This is a genomic window from Granulicella mallensis MP5ACTX8, from assembly GCF_000178955.2.
GTDB lineage: Bacteria > Acidobacteriota > Terriglobia > Terriglobales > Acidobacteriaceae > Granulicella > Granulicella mallensis.
This window is the reverse complement of the sequence record NC_016631.1, coordinates 3,699,610-3,716,003: the sequence shown is the minus strand read 5'-3', so window position 1 is coordinate 3,716,003 and position 16,394 is coordinate 3,699,610. Positions and strand designations below refer to the sequence as shown.

The following is a 16,394-nucleotide window of genomic DNA, read 5'->3' as shown; positions in this document are numbered from 1 at the left end:
ATGTCCTTCTTTGCGATTCGTTATCCCTTCTTCATCCTTATGTCCTGCATGATCGTGATTGTTGTCGGTATCGCGGCTATCACGGGTATGCCTGTCGACTTATTTCCTCCAGTCAAGATTCCAGTGGTTGTAGTCGCTACGTTCTACGCTGGAATGCCACCACAACAGATCGAATCCGATATTACGGACAGCGACGAACGGTTCTTCACGCTGGGAAGCAATATCGATCACATTGAGTCACGCTCGATGAGCGGCGTCAGCTTGATCAAGATCTATTTTCAGCCCGGCACCGATCCAACCGCTGCGGTCAGTGGGATATCGAACCTGGCCATGGCCAACCTGCGACGCTTGCCTCCGGGAACTCTGCCGCCGGTAGTGCTCAGTTTTGATGCAGCCAATCTTCCGGTTTGTCTGATCACGCTGAAGGGCGCCGGGATGAATGAGACGCAACTGAAAGACGTTGCGCAGTTCAGCGTTCGCAACCAGGTTGCCAATGTACCGGGTGCCTCGGTGCCACAACCTTACGGTGGAACGTATCGGCAGATCATGGTCTATGTCGATCCACTGAAGCTCCAGGCTTCCCAGCTTGGAGTGATGGATGTGGTCCATGCCGTCAACGACTCTAACCTCATTTTGCCGGCAGGTGACGTTCGCATTGGGCCTAAGGATTACAACATCTACGCGAATAGCCAGGTGCCAACTCCGAACGATGTAAACAGTATTCCGCTCAAGACGGTAGGGAACGCCTCTATCCTGGTCGGAGACGTGGGGCATGCGGTCGATGGCGGACAACTACAGACGAATATTGTGCGTGTCGATGGACAGCGCTCCGTTTATATTCCTGTGCTCAAGCAGGGAGGCAATTCCAACACGATCACTATCGTCGATGGAATTCGAAAAGCAACTGCGCATCTACTCGACATTCCCCAACAACTGAAGACCAGCGTGGTATTCGATCAATCGGTCTTCGTAAAGACGGCGATCAAGAATGTGATCAGCGAAGGTGCCATCGGGCTTTGCCTGACCGGCATTATGATTCTACTTTTTCTTGGAAATGTTCGTGCAACGATTGCGGTTCTCTTATCGATTCCAATTTCGTGTATCGCCACGTTCCTTGTGTTGAATGCTTTTGGGAACTCGATCAACACGATGGTATTAGGCGGCATGGCCCTGGTGCTTTCTCGTCTTATCGATAACTCGGTAGTTGTGCTTGAGAATATCTTTCGACATTTTGAGATGGGCTCAGATCCTGTGAAGGCATCGCAGGAGGGCGGCAGGGAAGTTCAGCTTGCGGTTTTGGCGGCGACCGTCAGTACTGCCATTGTGTTCTTCCCGGTTGTTCTGCTTACGGGTGTTAGTAAATATCTGTTCACGGCACTTGCGCTCGCTGTGGTCATCGCGCTCTTTTGTTCTTATGTTGTGGCCATGACGGTAGTGCCACTCTTCTGTTCGAAGTTCATTAAACATACAGGGCATGGCAACGAACATAAGTCAGCGCAAGAGGACGACCCTGTGCCGGAGCATATGCGTGGCGGCCATGGACAGAAAAACATCTTTGCGCAGATCGTCTATCAGTTCAATCGGGGCTTTGGCTGGTTGCAGACTCGCTACGATGGCGCGATTCAATACTGCCTGGGTAGACCTGTGCTGGTCATCACGGTATTTGCCACGTTTGTTGTGCTTAGCTTTGCCCTGGCTCCGTTTTTAGGGCGCGCTTACTTTCCACGCACGGACCCCGGGCAATTTGTTGTCAGCATTAAGGCTCCAACAGGTACTCGTATCGAACTTACGGACCAATACATCGCTCGTGTAGAAGAGGACGTTCGTTCAGTCATTGCTCCGAAGGATCTCAATATGATCGTTTCAAATATTGGGGTTACTCCCGATCTTTCGGCGATCTACACGCCGAACTCGGGGATGCATACCGCCTTTGTCCAGGTCAGTCTCAAAGAGGATCACAGTCTTAGCAGTTTTGCTTATATGCAGCGCGTAAGAACGAAACTTGCTGCCGATCTTCCCTCCGTACAGACCTACTTCCAATCTGGGGGGCTTGTTGATTCCATCGTTAACCAGGGACTGCCGGCTCCCTTCGATATCCAGGTCAGCAGCAACGATATGGAAGGTGGGTACGCGATAGCCCAGCAACTCGCGCAGAAGATGCGCGCGTTGCATGGAGTCAGTGATGTGCTGATTCCTCAGGATGTCGACTATCCCGGTCTTGCGCTTAATATCGACCGTCAACAGGCAAGTCTTGAAGGCCTGACACCGAAGACGATCGTAGATAGCGTCATTACAGCTATGACATCGAATGGCGTGGTGGCTCCCAGCTACTGGATCGATCCAAAGACAGGGAACAACTACATGCTGACTGTCCAGTACCCAGAGACGCAGGTCCAGACACTGAATGATTTTAAACAGATTCCATTGCGTTCAGCAGACGGTAAAAGCACGACTCCCCTTGAGACGGTTGCGTCGATCAAATCGATCAATACGCCAACTGAAGTCGATCACTATCAGCTTCGTCGAGTTTTTGACATTTATATTATGCCGAAGGCGGAGAACCTTTCTATTGTGAGCAAGGATGTCGACAAGATCGTTGCCGCCATGCATCCTCCGCACGGAACGGTACTGACTGTGCGAGGCTCGGTCAATAGTATGAACGACTCTTTCAAGTCGTTTGCCATAGGGCTGATCCTTTCGATTATTCTCGTCTTCCTGATCCTCATGGCGCAGTTTGCCTCTTTTGTCGATCCCTTCATTATTCTTCTGGCGATCCCTCCGGGTATTTCGGGAGTAATCCTTTTTCTCCTGGTTACGGGAACTTCTATCAACATCATGAGTTTGATGGGCGTGCTGATGATGACTGGCATCGTTGTATCGGACAGCATCCTGATCGTCGAGTTTACGGGCCAGCTTCGCGAACAAGGGCTGAAGTTGGAGGAGGCCATCATCACAGCTTGTAAGGTGCGATTGAGGCCGATTCTGATGACTACACTGGCGACGATTCTTGGGCTTATTCCCATGGCTCTCGCGCTTGAAGCGGGGAGTGAACAATACGCTCCGCTCGCTCGCGCGATTCTCGGGGGGCTTACGGTCTCGGGCATCGTTACGGTGTTTCTTGTGCCGAGTGCCTATCTATTGATTCATCGGCGTATTGAAGCTCGCAAGGCGAATGCAGGAACGACAGAGCCTGGAAATCTGCAGCAGGGAATGGAGGCCACAGCGTGAGACAACTATTCTTTCTCTTCCTGCTTGCGGCCTCTGGCCCTGCTTTGGCCCAGGTGAATGGGGCGAATCTGCCAGCTGCCCCGCGCCCCGCCTCTGGTATTTTCGTGCTCTCTGCTTTGAGTCAAGAAGCAGGGCCGCAGGCTTCGAGCAGTTCTTCAGTCTCTTCGGGCTCCGGAGTTCCGCAGAAGCCACTGCTGGATTCAGGGAGTCCAGCGACTCCAATCACTCGCTCGGATGCAGAAGGCATTGCGCTCAAAAACAATCCGAGGATTACTGCGAATCAACTGCTGGCGCTGGCCGCAGGACAGGTTACGCGCCAGACGCGATCGGCAGAGTTGCCGCAGGTTTACGGCTCTATTACTGCGTCTGAGGCGGAAGATGGAAGTCGAGTTGGGTCGGGTGCTCTTACGGATTCACGTCTGTATTCGCATGCGGGAACAGGAGGAGGTCTTACTCAACTCATCACAGACTTCGGCCACACCCGGGACCTCGTTGCGACGAACAAACTTCAGCAAAAGGCTCAAGACAAGACGGTGATTGCTACGGAGCAGGATGTTCTGATGGCCACCGATGCAGCCTTCTATCGGTTGCTTAATGCGCAGTCTCTGCTGGATGTTGCCAAGGCAACCGTAGCGGCCAGAAGTGATGTTCAAAAGCTTACTTCGGCGTTGACCAGGAGTGCTTTAAAGAGCGATCTGGATCTCAATATCGCATCAGCGGATTTGTCCCAGTCGCAGTTGCTGCAACTGGATACAGAGAATGCCGTAGCGTCTGCGAGTGCTGCCCTGGCGGCTCTTTTGGCGGCGGCACCGGATACGGTGTATCAGGCCGTCGAAGATTCGAATGCGGCTCCTCCTCCGCCTCCAGGGACGGATAGTTCCGCAGCCTTGAATGCCGACGCACAGATGCAACGCCCGGATTTGCAGGCGCTCAGGCTGAATGCACAGGCCTACCAGAAATACGCGCGCGCTCAACAATTACAGCACCTGCCGACTATCTCCGCCTTAGCTGTAGGAGGGATCACACCTGCAGCTCCTGACGGTGTCTTTGTGCCGCATTGGTATGCTGCGGGCGGAGTCAACTTATCCTTGCCGCTCTTCACTGGTTTTCGCATCGACGCGCAGGCGGAGGAGGCTCGGCTTCGTCAGCGAGCTACAGAGAAGCAGGCGCAGGAGCTTTCCGACACAATCGCTCGCGATGTGCGTATTGGAGTCCTGAATGCGCAAACAGCGTTCCGGCGCATCGGTGTGGCTGACCAGTTTCGTAACCAAACGGCACAAGCGTTTGCTCTTGCTCAGACGCGGTATAAGCTCGGACTGAGTTCCATCGTCGAACTTAGCCAGGCGCAGTTGCAGAGCACACAGGCCGCCGTCGCCGCCGTCAATGCACGATATGACTATCTGCTCGCGTTGCGGTCTCTTGACTATGCTCGGGGGCAACTTGCACCTTGATCGATTCGGGCTGCAGGCAGAACCTGCAGCCCGCCAATTTGACAAACTCCTAGCATCTGGCGTACTTTGCATTGTAAAGTGACTTCCTATGGATGATCTTGACAAGGCGCTTGGCGACATCAGCAGCATCCGCAGAGAGATGGCCCATAGCACGCAGTTTCGTGGCTATGGACCGGCGACTCTGGCGGCGACGGGAGGGCTCGCGTTTGTGGCTTCTGCAGCGCAGGCGACCTGGCTCCCCGAGCCTGCGAGTCATATGCCGGCTTATCTGGGGCTCTGGATAGCGACCGCCGTACTGGGCTCTACTTTGACGGGCACGCAGATGTATCGACGCTCTCGCCGCATGCATTCGGGCCTGTCGGATGAGATGATCCAGATGGCCGTTGAGCAGTTCCTGCCGGCTGTTGGCGCAGGTGCGCTCATGACCCTGGCGCTGTTTCTGTATGCTCCCTCGGTTTTGTGGATGCTTCCGGGGCTTTGGCAGGTGATCTTTAGCCTGGGCGTTTTCTCTTCCTGCCGCTTTCTCCCACGACCGATGATTGCGACGGGTGCGTGGTATCTGCTGGCGGGCTTAGTTTGCATCTCTTTAGGCGATAGCCGCGCACTTGCCCCGTGGACGATGGGTGTTGGCTACGGGGTAGGGCAGTTGCTCGCGGCTTGCATCCTGTTTGTTACGACTCAGGAGGGTGTAGATGAAATCTAAGACGGCTGCGAGCGAAGGACGATTTGCGTATGAAGGATTGGATCGAGTGATCCATGAGCGCGCCCGTCTGAGCGTTCTTACTTCTCTGATTACGAATCCGAAGGGGCTGGTCTTTAACAAGCTGAAGGAGCTGTGTTCGCTTACAGATGGGAACCTGAGCCGTCATCTGAAGGTGCTGGAGACAGAAAAGATGGTTGAGATTGTGAAAGGGTACGATCACAATCGGCCGCAGACGATATGCCGCATTACTCCTTCCGGACGGAAACGCTACCTGGAGTATCTGGCGACGCTCGAGCAGGTGGTGAAGGACGCCGCTAAGGGAAGCAAAGACGAACCTGCGCCCGTCGCACTTCGTGGTCTTACAACATCACGGGCCTAGGCCCTTTTTTTCGGAGGTTACTTTATGATGCAAAGTTATCTACTTGCGGCTAAAAGCTTTGCAGTGCAAAGTGATCCCTGCGAGGGCCTGCATGTGGCCATCATTATGGACGGCAATGGCCGCTGGGCTACGCAACGTGGCTTGCCCCGTATTGCCGGCCATCGTGCAGGAGGCGCTGCGGCACGGCGCGTGGTTGAGCATGCGATGGATATGGGGATTCGGTGTCTGACGCTGTATGCGTTCTCCTCGGACAATTGGCGGCGGCCAGTTTTGGAGGTACACAGGATCTTCTGGCTGCTGCGTGCCTTCTTGCGCCTGGAGCGGGAGCGATTCAGGAAACGTGGTGTACGGCTTCAGGCGATAGGGCGGCGCGATCGTCTGCCCAAAGTCCTATTGCGCGAGATCAATGACGCCGAAGATGCAACCGCTGGAGGCACGCGTCTCCATTTGCGAGTTGCCCTGGATTACTCCTCTCGGGATGACATTACACGTGCTGCCATGCGCGCTTCTTCTAAGGTTTGCGATTCTTCAGAACTCTCGGCGGAGATGCTGGGGCAGATGCTCGCGGAGGAACTGAAGGCAGGGAACGGCGATGTGGATCTGCTGATTCGTACGGGTGGAGAGAAGCGTCTCTCAGATTTTCTGCTATGGGAGTCTGCTTACGCCGAGCTGCTGTTTACCGATCGCATGTGGCCAGACTTCGATGCTGCCGATCTGGAAGCTGCGCTTGAAGAATTCAGGCACAGGGAACGACGCTTCGGTGGGGTACCGGAGGCATCCTCGCAACTTGCGGCGCAGTTAGTTGGAGGTGCGGAATGATCGCCCCAGGCTCGCGTCCTTTGAAGGTGAAGTTCATTCTGCCAGCATTGAAGGAGGCGTCCGACCCTCAATGGCGTCCAATCAAGTACTCTCTGTTTCCACCGCTGGGGCTGGCGACGTTGGCTGCATATCTGAGACCTGAGGACCATGCGGTTATCTCGGATGAACACGTGGAGCCGCTCCAACTCGACGATGCGCCTGAGTTGGTTGTGATCCAGGTCTACATCACCAATGCCTATCGCGCGTACAGGACTGCAGATCTCTATCGCAGCAGGGGTGCGTTTGTCTGTCTGGGTGGATTGCATGTCACGGCGCTTCCTGAAGAGGCAGCTGTTCATGCGGACTGCATTTTTCTCGGGCCGGGAGAGCAGACCTTTCCGTTTTTTTTGAAGGACTTCCGTGCAGGACGGCCTGAGCGAATATATACCTCGACCACAGGCCGCACGCTGGACCGCGTTCCTCCGATTCGCCGTGACCTCATTCGTCGTGCGTCGTACCTGGTCCCAAACTCCATCGTGGTGACGCGAGGTTGTCCTCAGCATTGCGACTTCTGCTACAAGGACGCATTCTTCCAGGGAGGCAAAGGTTTCTACACGCAACGAGTAGATGACGCTCTGGCAGAGATCGCGCGTCTGCCTGGACGGCATCTTTACTTTCTTGACGATCACCTGCTGGGCGACAGGCGGTTTTCGGAAGCTCTATTCGAGGGGATGAAGGGAATGAGACGGCTCTTCCAGGGCGCGGCCACAGTCGACTCCATTCTGCGGGGTAACTTGATTGAGCATGCCGCAGAGGCGGGACTGCGCAGCCTCTTCGTTGGCTTTGAGACGCTTACTCCGGACAATCTGAGGCGGAGCAACAAGCGGCAGAATCTGGGCCGTGACTACAAAGCCGTTGCGGACCGGCTGCATTCGCTCGGCATCATGATCAATGGCAGCTTCGTTTTTGGCATGGATGACGATGGAGAAGATGTCTTCCGGCGGACAGTGGACTGGGCCGTTGAGCGGGGAATTACGACTGCAACGTTTCATATCCAGACGCCTTATCCTGGGACGCAACTGCATGCGCGGATGGAGCGTGAAGGGCGCATGCTGACACGAGATTGGAACCTTTACGATACGAGGCACGTCGTCTATCAGCCCACCAGGCTAAGGCCGGAGGCGCTGAAGGACGGATACGATTGGGCGTATCGGGAGTTTTACCGCTGGGAATCTATTGGGCGTGCTGCACTGCATCATGGCACGCTGAAGCATCAGGCGAAACATTTCTTCTACGCTTCAGGATGGAAGAAGTCCGAGCCTGTGTGGGATCTGCTGATTCGGGCACGGCAACTGGCTCGGGTTACACCGCTGCTCGAAGCGGTGCTGTCACGAGTGACGGGAAGAAAACCTCAACAGACGAGACCGGCAGAAGCTCAACTCCTGCCGGTGATTCAACCGGAGACGATGGTATGAAGAATGCAGTTTCGTACAGAGAGGCCGCTGGAGAGGGAGAGCAGCCCATGCTGTTGCGTCAGCATCTCCGCGTGATTCGTTTCTGGCTGGGTATCTTTATCGCAGGGCTGGTGCTCAGCGGAGTCACTGCTTTTCCGCTGCAGACTGAGCTGACCTGGGCGGTGTCTCTGCTGGAAGCCTCGCCTGTGCGGCCTATCGCTGAAGCCACCTCTTTGCTGCCATGGATCGCACACGTGCAGGCGGCGCTCTCCGACACGAATGCACATTACCCTTTCCTCGCGTACGGAACGGACTGGTTGGCTTTTGCTCACCTAGTGCTCGCTGTCTTGTTCTTCGGCCCGTATCGCGATCCCCTCCGTAACAGGTGGGTTATCACGTTTGGTTTGATCGCCTGTGGAGGAGTGATTCCGCTCGCTCTCATCGCGGGACATATTCGCGGCATTCCGATTCCGTGGCAGCTCATTGATTGCAGCTTTGGAATCTTCGGGGCTATTCCTCTGTTACGGTGTCGGTGGCTTATCTCGCGATAGAGCATGGGGTGCGCTTCAAAAGCGTCCAATGTGGAGATTTCGTTATGCTCTAGACCCTCCGACTTCTTTACTGCTAATCTTTATTTCGCACACCAAGGGTGCACCCCGTCCGCGGAAAGGGATTATCCCACCTTTGCTCTTTTGCTTCATCACAATCCACTCTCTTCTCGCCCAGCGAAGCGGATCGCGGGCTCTAAAGAAGGAGTGAGTCATGTCTCTACGCGAACTTCCCGCACGCCCCAATCTCGAACATCTCAAAAGCCAGGCGCGTACTCTGCTACGCGAATGCCTCGCCGCAGATGAAGTCGCTGCCGCACGTTTCGCAGCTTTTGGAATCGAATCAGCGAAACCCAAACTAGCCGATGCTCTCCACGTTATTGCCCGAGAGTATGGCTTTGATACCTGGCCCGCGCTCAAGCTCCATGTCGAGCTCGATTCGACTGCCCCGATCGAGGCGCTCATCGGCTCAATCAAGGCGAACGATGCCGCTCTTGTGAGAGAAGTCCTGGCCCGGCATCCATCGCTCAAAGCCCTGATCAACAAGCCGTTGCCGAACTATGGCTTCGACGAACCCGCTATTCTGTCGGCCGTCCATAAACAAAACCGCGACATGATCGACGCACTGCTCGACTTCGGAGCCAACATCAACGAGAGGTCGCGTTGGTGGGCCGGCAGCTTCGGCGTGCTTGACTTCGCAAATCCCGGTCTTGCCACCTACCTCATCTCACGCGGCGCCACCGTCGATATTCACTCTGCCGCGCGCCTCGGCATGATCGACCGTGTACGAGAGTTCCTGCTGGCCAACCCTCAACTGGTGCACGCGCGCGGCGGAGATGGCGAGCTTCCACTGCACTTCGCCTCCACCATCGAGATCGCCTCCGTCCTTCTTGACGCCGGAGCAGACATCAATGCTCTCGATATTGATCATGAGTCCACGGCTTTGCAATACATGGTCTCGACTCGACCGCATCGCCACGATGTCGCGAAGTTTCTGGTCTCCCGCGGGGCAGAGGTCGATATTCTCGCGGCTTCTGCAATCGGCGACGTTGCGATCGTGGAGCGCATTCTCAATAACGATCCTGAAACTGTCCGCATCACCGTCAGTGATCGTTATTTTCCCAAGCGTGATCCCCGCGCTGGAGGCAACATCTATATCTTCGGCTTTGGGTTTACCAAGTCGCCGCATATGATCGCGCACGAGTTCAATCATTCAGCTGTCTTTGACCTGCTCATGCAGCGCAGCGCTCCCTGGCTTCGTCTGGTGCAGGCCGCCGAAGTTGGCAACGAGGCTTTGGTTGAACAAATCCTCCAGCAGCATCCCTCGCTTTTCAGTCGTCTCACTGCCAATGCTGCACGACGCATCATTGGTGTTGCCGTACGCAACAACGCTCGTGCCGTCGAACTTTTGCTCGGATGTGGCTGGCCGTCAGACGCCACACTCGACAATCATCAGACCGCACTGCACTATGCTGCCTGGCACGGTAACCTTGCCATGGTCCGCGCTCTATTGGTTCACCAAGCTCCTGTCAACGTCTTCGAGGCGGAACATGGGGGCACTCCACTCGCCTGGGCGCTTTACGGCTCGCTCTATGGCTGGCATCGCAATACAGGTGACTATGCCGGTGTCGCCCGCGCACTCCTTGACGCTGGGGCGAACATTCCTCAATCCGAAAGACCTCTCGAAGCCACCGAGGACGTCCTCGATATCATTCGTCGGCACACTCCCTGAGGAGTGTAGAGTCGCACCTTGAGCCAGGAAAGACCATTTCACGCTAAGTGTGGGCAATGATTACGCAGATAGGTTTTCCCTGTCGGTTTATCGGAACTAATTCATTGTCGGATAGTCCACTCGTACTCAATCGTTAAGCATACGAGTGGACTATCTGTCGAAAGCTATCTGCACTGCCGCTCTGTGAGGATGCAAAGCCAGAGCCTCTACTCTGGAATGATTCCGATCGTCGTTAGCCACGTCTCCACCAACTCAGGCCATTTCGTCGCCGGAAGCTTGGTGCGGCGCAGTCCGAAGGCGTGTCCTCCCTGTGCGTAGAGATGCATCTCGACGGGGACTCCAACCTTTTTCAGCCCAGCGTAGTAACTCAGTGCTTGTTGTACGCCGTCTACGTTATCGTCTTCATTCTGCAGAATGAAGGTAGGTGGTGTCCGAAGGGTGATATGTCTACTGATATCCGGGTTCAATCTGAAACTATTTTCGTCAACGGCTAGATGTCCTGGATAGATTGCCACCGCAAAGTCAGGGCGGCAGCTTTCCTTGTCGGCTGCATCGACTGCCGGGTACAAACGATGGTCAAAGTGCACACTCGTCGCTGCTACCAAGTGCCCTCCCGCAGAAAATCCAAGCACTCCGATCTTGTGTGGGTCGATGTGCCACTCGGCGGCGTGAAAACGCACCAGCCCCAAGGCTCTCTGGGCATCTTCCAAAGCTTCTGGTGAAGCCGGATAGGCCCCCGATTTTGGCAGTTTTTCCTCACCCGGCACGCGGTACTTCAACAGCACACACGTAATGCCCTTAGCCGTCAGCCAATCACATACCTCGGTGCCTTCAAGATCGATGGCCAGGATTTGATAGCCTCCGCCGGGAAACACCACAACGGCCGCTCCCGTGTTCTGTCCCTTCGGAGCATAGACCGTCATAGTCGGCCGCGAGACATTGTTGATGTAGGTCCACGATCTGCCGCCCACCAGCGAGGTGCTTCCAGTGTTCTTAACGGTTTCGGGACCGGTGTAAGGTCGCGCATCTGGCACTGCTCCCGGCCAGATCGGCAATTGTTTATGTCCCGGCGATGGCTGCCAGGCAGACGTCTGTGCGTGAAGACCGCTCAAACCAGACACAACACAAAGAACAAAGATTAGAAGTTTCATCGCAATCTCCAGGGCTGGTGCAAAGCCAGTTCTACCTGCCTCAGAGGAGTGGAGGGTTGTGTATAAGCGAGTAGTCCGCAGCCGGAATCGAATCGATTAATAGCGTTCGTTGGCTTCTCGCCAGCCATTGATCAAGGATGACTGCATGCTTTCAGGATCGCCTTAGCAGGGGGGACGGCCCCGCTAACCTGCAATTGCCACCTGGACCGTAGTTGGATATCGCTCATATGTGGAATCCTGGTTTCCATTAGGATGTTAGAAGCTTGATAACCTGCTGTTGCCGATAAACCATGAATAAAGCCAGCCTTACTTCCCGAGCGAACGAACTGATTACCGGGCTTAGCGAGATGGCTGCTCTCATTCGTGCGCACAATTGGTCGAAGACGCCGCTTGGTCCAATTGAAGGATGGTCCGAGACCCTACTCGCAACCGTCAACCTCATGCTGCATTCGCCGTTTCCGACGATCCTCTCCTGGGGGCCAGAGATGGTGTTCCTCTACAACGACGCAGCCATTTCTACCCTGACCACGAAGCACCCGAACGCTCTTGGCGGTCTTTATCGAGACGTCTTCCATGAAGCTTGGGAGCTGGTGAGCGCCGACCTGGAAGACTGTTTCTACCGGGGCAAGACAGCGGTGCGGGATAACATGTTCATTCCCATCCTCTTCAATGGGGTCCTAGAGGATCACTATTGGAGCTATTCTCTGATCCCTGTTTATGAGAACGGCAGGATCGGCGGTGTCTACGATGCCTTCCGCAATATGACCGAGGTCGTGATGGGAGCCCGGAGACTTCGCGAAAGCGAGGCGAGACTGAAGCTGGCGACCGAGGTCGCGGAGCTGGGAGTCTTTGTCTGGGACACGGTGGAAGATCTCGGAAGCTGGGAAAACGACCGCATGTACGAGATCTTCGGGCGTACTCGCGAAGATGGTCCGGTCAGTGGTGCCACTTTCATGAACGAGATCGTGCATGCGGACTATCAAAGCACCTTTTGGCAGGCCATGGACGCTACGCTGCAAGAGGGCGAGCCGTTCCACTTTAAAGGCCCGATGTATCTCTCCGATAAAAGCCTCCGATGGATTGAGGTAAATGGCAATCTTCAACCGTCGACGGATGGTTCCACAGGCAAAATCCTCGGGACGATGCGGGACATTACGGAGATGCGAAACATAGAGGAGGAGGGGCTGGCGGGTGCCGCACGCCTCGGCGAACTCGCTGCGATTGTTGCGTCCTCGGATGATGTGATTTTGAGCAAGAATCTGGACGGCATCATCACGAGTTGGAATGATGCGGCAGTGCGGGTCTTCGGTTACTCCGCGGATGAGATTGTCGGCACTTCGATTCTCAAGCTGATTCCTGAGGAGCTTCACTCAGACGAGAAGACCATCATCGAACACATTCGCGCTGGACGACGTGTCGAACACTTCGAGACGGTTCGGGTCACAAAGGACGGGAGGAAGATCGAGGTATCGCTTACGGTTTCTCCGATCAAGGATAGAACGGGCCAAGTGATCGGAGCGTCCAAGATCCTTCGGGACATCTCAAGCCGTAGGCGGATCGAACAATCTTTGCTGCAAGCGGAGAAGATTGCGGCGACGGGTCGTATGGCGGCAACGATTGCCCATGAGATTAATAATCCTCTTGAAGCGGTGATGAATCTGCTCTATCTGCTGCGGCCGAAGATCACGGATGACGATGGACGCGGTTATCTGGCAACGGCGGAAGACGAGCTGGGACGAGTGTCACATATCGCCAAACAAACGCTTGGGTACTATCGCGAACATGCCGCGGCGAGCCTGGCCTCTCTCAGTGTGATTACAGAACATGCCCTCACCATCTATGAGCCGCGCTGTGCTATCGCCGGTATTGGTATCAAGAAGTTCTTCGACTCGAAGACCAAGGTTGTATTTCGCAGGGGTGAGATGATGCAGGTGATCTCCAACCTGATTGCGAACTCGATCTATGCCATGCCCACAGGAGGAACACTATCCGTCTCTGTGAGCGACGTTAGAAGTCAGGGTGAAGGCATCGTTCTGGCCATTGAAGACACGGGTGTAGGTATCACTCCGGATGTTTTACCAAGGGTCTTCGAGGCGTTCTTTACGACGCGGACGACTGTCGGAACGGGAATTGGCCTGTTTGTTGCGAAGCAGTTTGTCGAAGGGCATGGGGGACGGATCAGCATCGAGAGCCGTAGTGATCCAGAAGACCATGGCACTACCGTCCGTATCTTTCTGCCTCTTCAAACTGCCTACGCATAGTTGAGGGCTAGTCGGCTTGACTATGCGAAATGAGCAGTGACAAATTTATTTCTTGCCGGTGACAATTACTACAGGCAACTCTCAAGCATCAGATCAACTGATTGCTTACGCTTGCAAGTTAGTGAGCCGGTAGGGGAGATGTGCAATGAAGGCAGTAATGCTACATGCGTATGGTGGTCCCGAGAATCTGAAGTTTGAAGACAATGTTCCTGAACCGCAGGTTAGTGGAGACACAGTACTGATTGCGGCGGCTGCTGCGAGTGTCAACCCGATTGACTGGAAGGTGCGTGCGGGGCTGCGGCAAAAGGATTTTCCACTGTCGCTTCCTGCCATTCTGGGCCGCGACGTAAGTGGCCTCGTACGTACGGTTGGTTCTAACGTGAAGCATTTCAAATCAGGCGATCGCGTTCTTGCCTACACCAACGCGACCTATGCCGAATTGGTGGCCGTGGACGATGCAGACGTGACGCACTTGCCGGATGGCCTGGATTTGGCAGATGCGGCGGCGCTTCCGTTGATCGTACTGACAGGGGACCAGCTTGTGCGCCTTGCGACCAACGTACAGAAGGGACAAGTTGTCCTGATAACAGGGGCGCTGGGCAGCGTTGGACGTGCTGCGGTGCATGCGGCGAAGAAGATTGGCGCGCAGGTGATTGCAGGGGTTCGCAGGAAAGAGTTGGATGACGCTCGCGCCCTTGGTGTGTTCGATGTGCTGGCACTCGATGACGATGAGGCGATGGAGCGGTTCCAGAGGGTAGATGCGATTGCGGACACTGTTGGCGGAGACGTTGCCGCGAAGTTGCTCGCGAAGGTAAAGCCTGGCGGCTCCTTTGGTTACGCTTCGATGTTGCCGGAGAGTGCGGTGGCGCAGAATCCTACGGTGAAGATTGCACGTGTGTTTGCGAAAACCGATCCTTCCAAAGTGCGTGAGTTTGCCGATGATGTGCGTGATGGCAAGTTTGTGCTGCCGATTGGACGCCGGATGGCGCTGAGGGACGCGGCAGAGGCCCATGCACTCGCTGAAAAAGGTGGGGTGGGGAAGATCCTCCTGCTGACGTAGACATTGCACGATTAATGTTTCCCTCCCGTAAGAGCTAAAAGTGGATAAGTACTCTTTAACTCCGGGTACGGAGAAGGCTTGATAAGCGCCCTCTTCGAACGAAGCAGTTAATTCCAAGAATTTGATAATTATGCTTGACTCTATTGATAAGCATGCTTATTCTCGATTCATCGAGGATTGTCAGCCATGTCACCATCTCCTGTCCCCCCTTCTACCTTTCTTCCTGAACTGGCAACGCCTCGGGCGTTAGAGTTGGTTCCCCAGCCGCTGAGTGATTTTGAGCTGCGTCAGGTGGCGGATTTTCTCGCCGATTTTCTGCTGTACGACATAGAAATTGCGATGCAGCATTCCGCTAGTTGGTATCGCAATCAGGTTGGGGAAGATGTGTGCTCGATAAGCCGAGCGATCAGGCTGAGACAACTCACCATTGAGGTCTGCTGTGCGGCTGTCGATCAAGCTTTGGACGATGAGCCGGAGGCTTCTGAAGAGTCAGAGTTTTGGATGGCGGCGCAGATTGGCCTTAAGTTTCTGCTGGCCTTTGTAGTGCTGGCGGGGGTGTGGCTTGCAGTCTGTGTGACCTGGGTGGAAGGCGGTTCGCGATGAACAACCTACCTGCCGGTGTGCTGTATGACTCGCGTGCTCCCTGGAACCTGCCCGATATGCCGCACGGTATGGAAGAGTGCGGAGACTGTTGCGAGCTTTATTCACGGTCAGAGATGTACTTGTTCGAACGTTACTCGTGGATTCATCGGCGGATGGAAGAGGTACAACTCTGCGAAGCCTGTGTGCCGCGCTGCGGATGGAAGGTCTGTTCCTATGACGAGCCGTGCGATGAACCCGCGATAAGTAGCAGTGAAGGCGGATGGTGTGCGAAGCACGATCGCGCGGCCGAAGAGTTAGATGCGGAAGAAGAATTGGGCGGACAACAGATCGCCGCGTGATAGATGACGTCAGTGCCTTAAGTGGAGGTAGAAGATGCAGGGTATTACGGTGAACAAATACGAAGGCAACAAGATGAATGTCGTGGCATTTCGCAGTGGTGAGGCTCGTTATGCGAATGCTCGCGAGACGATTTATGCGCTCATCGCTGAATCCAGCGACGGCATGACGAGCAAAGAGATTGCACAGAGAACCGGCTGGGCACTCCATACCTTTGGCAGACGACTTACAGAGTTGAAAGACGCAGGAAAGATTCGGAGTACAGGGCAGATGCGCTATGGGGCTGAGGTGTGGATTGCGTATCGCGCTTTTCCGATGCAGTTGTTGATAGAGGCTGCATAAGTAATTGGGTGTTGAGTGGACATGATTGGAAGCTGGAGGGGGAAGATGGCTATAGATACGGAGTTCGATAGAGTAAGTGTGAACTATTCGCAAACAAAGAGGGGCTATGTCCGGCACCAACCAGGTGAGGTCATTCCATTTGCTACAACGCTAGAGGTGCAGGACCATGTCGATCTCAAGGCGATGGCGCATGCTGATGGTATGACGATTGCCGCATTTTGCAAGAAACTCATTGGTCGTGAGCGTCTGCGGAGGTTGCGGATGGCTGAGATGGTGAGAGAAGGCCGTAGCCGTGAAAATACTTCTGGCACCTCTCATGCTTCGGTGAAGGCTGCCTAATTACGAGCT

General features: G+C 54.9%; 15 protein-coding genes. 14 read left to right on the top strand and 1 reads right to left on the bottom strand.

What is annotated here, in order from left to right:
* The 8 genes from ACIX8_RS14970 to ACIX8_RS14935 all read left to right on the top strand — a co-directional run bounded on the left by ACIX8_RS14970 (position 1) and on the right by ACIX8_RS14935 (position 10,293).
* The gene (locus ACIX8_RS14970) at positions 1–3,228 is read left to right on the top strand and encodes an efflux RND transporter permease subunit (RefSeq protein ID WP_014266198.1); all 3,228 of its coding nucleotides are present in this window, start codon (positions 1–3) and stop codon (positions 3,226–3,228) included.
* Positions 3,225–4,679, top strand: coding sequence for a TolC family protein (locus ACIX8_RS14965; RefSeq protein WP_014266197.1), 1,455 nt, complete (start codon positions 3,225–3,227; stop codon positions 4,677–4,679). Before ACIX8_RS14970 ends, ACIX8_RS14965 begins: the two co-directional genes overlap by 4 nt.
* A gap of 88 nt (positions 4,680–4,767) precedes the next feature.
* Positions 4,768–5,382 (top strand): hypothetical protein, encoded by a 615-nt coding sequence (locus ACIX8_RS14960; protein ID WP_014266196.1) that lies wholly within the window; start codon positions 4,768–4,770, stop codon positions 5,380–5,382.
* A complete protein-coding gene (locus ACIX8_RS14955) occupies positions 5,372–5,761 on the top strand; it encodes a transcriptional regulator (RefSeq protein WP_014266195.1) in 390 nt (129 codons plus the stop codon). Before ACIX8_RS14960 ends, ACIX8_RS14955 begins: the two co-directional genes overlap by 11 nt.
* A gap of 24 nt (positions 5,762–5,785) precedes the next feature.
* The gene (locus tag ACIX8_RS14950; protein WP_014266194.1) at positions 5,786–6,580 is read left to right on the top strand and encodes a di-trans,poly-cis-decaprenylcistransferase; all 795 of its coding nucleotides are present in this window, start codon (positions 5,786–5,788) and stop codon (positions 6,578–6,580) included.
* A complete protein-coding gene (locus ACIX8_RS14945; RefSeq protein ID WP_014266193.1) occupies positions 6,577–8,034 on the top strand; it encodes a B12-binding domain-containing radical SAM protein in 1,458 nt (485 codons plus the stop codon). Before ACIX8_RS14950 ends, ACIX8_RS14945 begins: the two co-directional genes overlap by 4 nt.
* The gene (locus ACIX8_RS14940; protein WP_014266192.1) at positions 8,031–8,564 is read left to right on the top strand and encodes a hypothetical protein; all 534 of its coding nucleotides are present in this window, start codon (positions 8,031–8,033) and stop codon (positions 8,562–8,564) included. The genes ACIX8_RS14945 and ACIX8_RS14940 overlap by 4 nt, the downstream gene beginning before the upstream one ends.
* Before the next feature lie 211 nt (positions 8,565–8,775).
* Positions 8,776–10,293: an ankyrin repeat domain-containing protein gene (locus tag ACIX8_RS14935; protein ID WP_014266191.1), complete on the top strand. Its 1,518-nt coding sequence runs from the start codon at positions 8,776–8,778 to the stop codon at positions 10,291–10,293.
* Between the two features lie 206 nt (positions 10,294–10,499).
* Here the strand turns inward: ACIX8_RS14935 and ACIX8_RS14930 are convergent, their stop codons facing one another.
* Complete coding sequence (locus tag ACIX8_RS14930; protein WP_014266190.1) at positions 10,500–11,444, bottom strand: alpha/beta hydrolase; 945 nt, start codon at positions 11,442–11,444, stop codon at positions 10,500–10,502.
* 290 nt (positions 11,445–11,734) lie between these two features.
* Between ACIX8_RS14930 and ACIX8_RS14925 the strand changes: the two genes are divergently transcribed.
* The 6 genes from ACIX8_RS14925 (at position 11,735) to ACIX8_RS14900 (ending at position 16,385) form a co-directional block, all read left to right on the top strand.
* Entirely contained in the window at positions 11,735–13,705 is a 1,971-nt protein-coding gene (locus ACIX8_RS14925) for a PAS domain-containing sensor histidine kinase (protein ID WP_014266189.1), read from the top strand.
* A gap of 145 nt (positions 13,706–13,850) precedes the next feature.
* The gene (locus tag ACIX8_RS14920; protein ID WP_014266188.1) at positions 13,851–14,765 is read left to right on the top strand and encodes an NADP-dependent oxidoreductase; all 915 of its coding nucleotides are present in this window, start codon (positions 13,851–13,853) and stop codon (positions 14,763–14,765) included.
* A gap of 186 nt (positions 14,766–14,951) precedes the next feature.
* Complete coding sequence (locus tag ACIX8_RS14915) at positions 14,952–15,368, top strand: hypothetical protein (RefSeq protein ID WP_014266187.1); 417 nt, start codon at positions 14,952–14,954, stop codon at positions 15,366–15,368.
* Entirely contained in the window at positions 15,365–15,706 is a 342-nt protein-coding gene (locus ACIX8_RS14910; RefSeq protein WP_014266186.1) for a hypothetical protein, read from the top strand. Before ACIX8_RS14915 ends, ACIX8_RS14910 begins: the two co-directional genes overlap by 4 nt.
* A gap of 34 nt (positions 15,707–15,740) precedes the next feature.
* The gene (locus ACIX8_RS14905; protein WP_014266185.1) at positions 15,741–16,046 is read left to right on the top strand and encodes a helix-turn-helix domain-containing protein; all 306 of its coding nucleotides are present in this window, start codon (positions 15,741–15,743) and stop codon (positions 16,044–16,046) included.
* 45 nt (positions 16,047–16,091) lie between these two features.
* Complete coding sequence (locus ACIX8_RS14900) at positions 16,092–16,385, top strand: hypothetical protein (RefSeq protein WP_014266184.1); 294 nt, start codon at positions 16,092–16,094, stop codon at positions 16,383–16,385.
* The last annotated feature ends 9 nt before the right edge of the window (positions 16,386–16,394 follow it).

Excerpts from the sequence above, each read along its gene's own strand:
- ACIX8_RS14970 (WP_014266198.1), top strand. The coding sequence starts at position 1 with ATGTCCTTCTTTGCGATTCGTTATCCCTTCTTCATCCTTATGTCCTGC.
- ACIX8_RS14960 (WP_014266196.1), top strand. The coding sequence starts at position 4,768 with ATGGATGATCTTGACAAGGCGCTTGGCGACATCAGCAGCATCCGCAGA.
- ACIX8_RS14955 (WP_014266195.1), top strand. The coding sequence starts at position 5,372 with ATGAAATCTAAGACGGCTGCGAGCGAAGGACGATTTGCGTATGAAGGA.
- ACIX8_RS14950 (WP_014266194.1), top strand. The coding sequence starts at position 5,786 with ATGATGCAAAGTTATCTACTTGCGGCTAAAAGCTTTGCAGTGCAAAGT.
- ACIX8_RS14945 (WP_014266193.1), top strand. The coding sequence starts at position 6,577 with ATGATCGCCCCAGGCTCGCGTCCTTTGAAGGTGAAGTTCATTCTGCCA.
- ACIX8_RS14940 (WP_014266192.1), top strand. The coding sequence starts at position 8,031 with ATGAAGAATGCAGTTTCGTACAGAGAGGCCGCTGGAGAGGGAGAGCAG.
- ACIX8_RS14935 (WP_014266191.1), top strand. The coding sequence starts at position 8,776 with ATGTCTCTACGCGAACTTCCCGCACGCCCCAATCTCGAACATCTCAAA.
- ACIX8_RS14930 (WP_014266190.1), bottom strand. The coding sequence starts at position 11,444 with ATGAAACTTCTAATCTTTGTTCTTTGTGTTGTGTCTGGTTTGAGCGGT.
- ACIX8_RS14925 (WP_014266189.1), top strand. The coding sequence starts at position 11,735 with ATGAATAAAGCCAGCCTTACTTCCCGAGCGAACGAACTGATTACCGGG.
- ACIX8_RS14920 (WP_014266188.1), top strand. The coding sequence starts at position 13,851 with ATGAAGGCAGTAATGCTACATGCGTATGGTGGTCCCGAGAATCTGAAG.
- ACIX8_RS14915 (WP_014266187.1), top strand. The coding sequence starts at position 14,952 with ATGTCACCATCTCCTGTCCCCCCTTCTACCTTTCTTCCTGAACTGGCA.
- ACIX8_RS14910 (WP_014266186.1), top strand. The coding sequence starts at position 15,365 with ATGAACAACCTACCTGCCGGTGTGCTGTATGACTCGCGTGCTCCCTGG.
- ACIX8_RS14905 (WP_014266185.1), top strand. The coding sequence starts at position 15,741 with ATGCAGGGTATTACGGTGAACAAATACGAAGGCAACAAGATGAATGTC.
- ACIX8_RS14900 (WP_014266184.1), top strand. The coding sequence starts at position 16,092 with ATGGCTATAGATACGGAGTTCGATAGAGTAAGTGTGAACTATTCGCAA.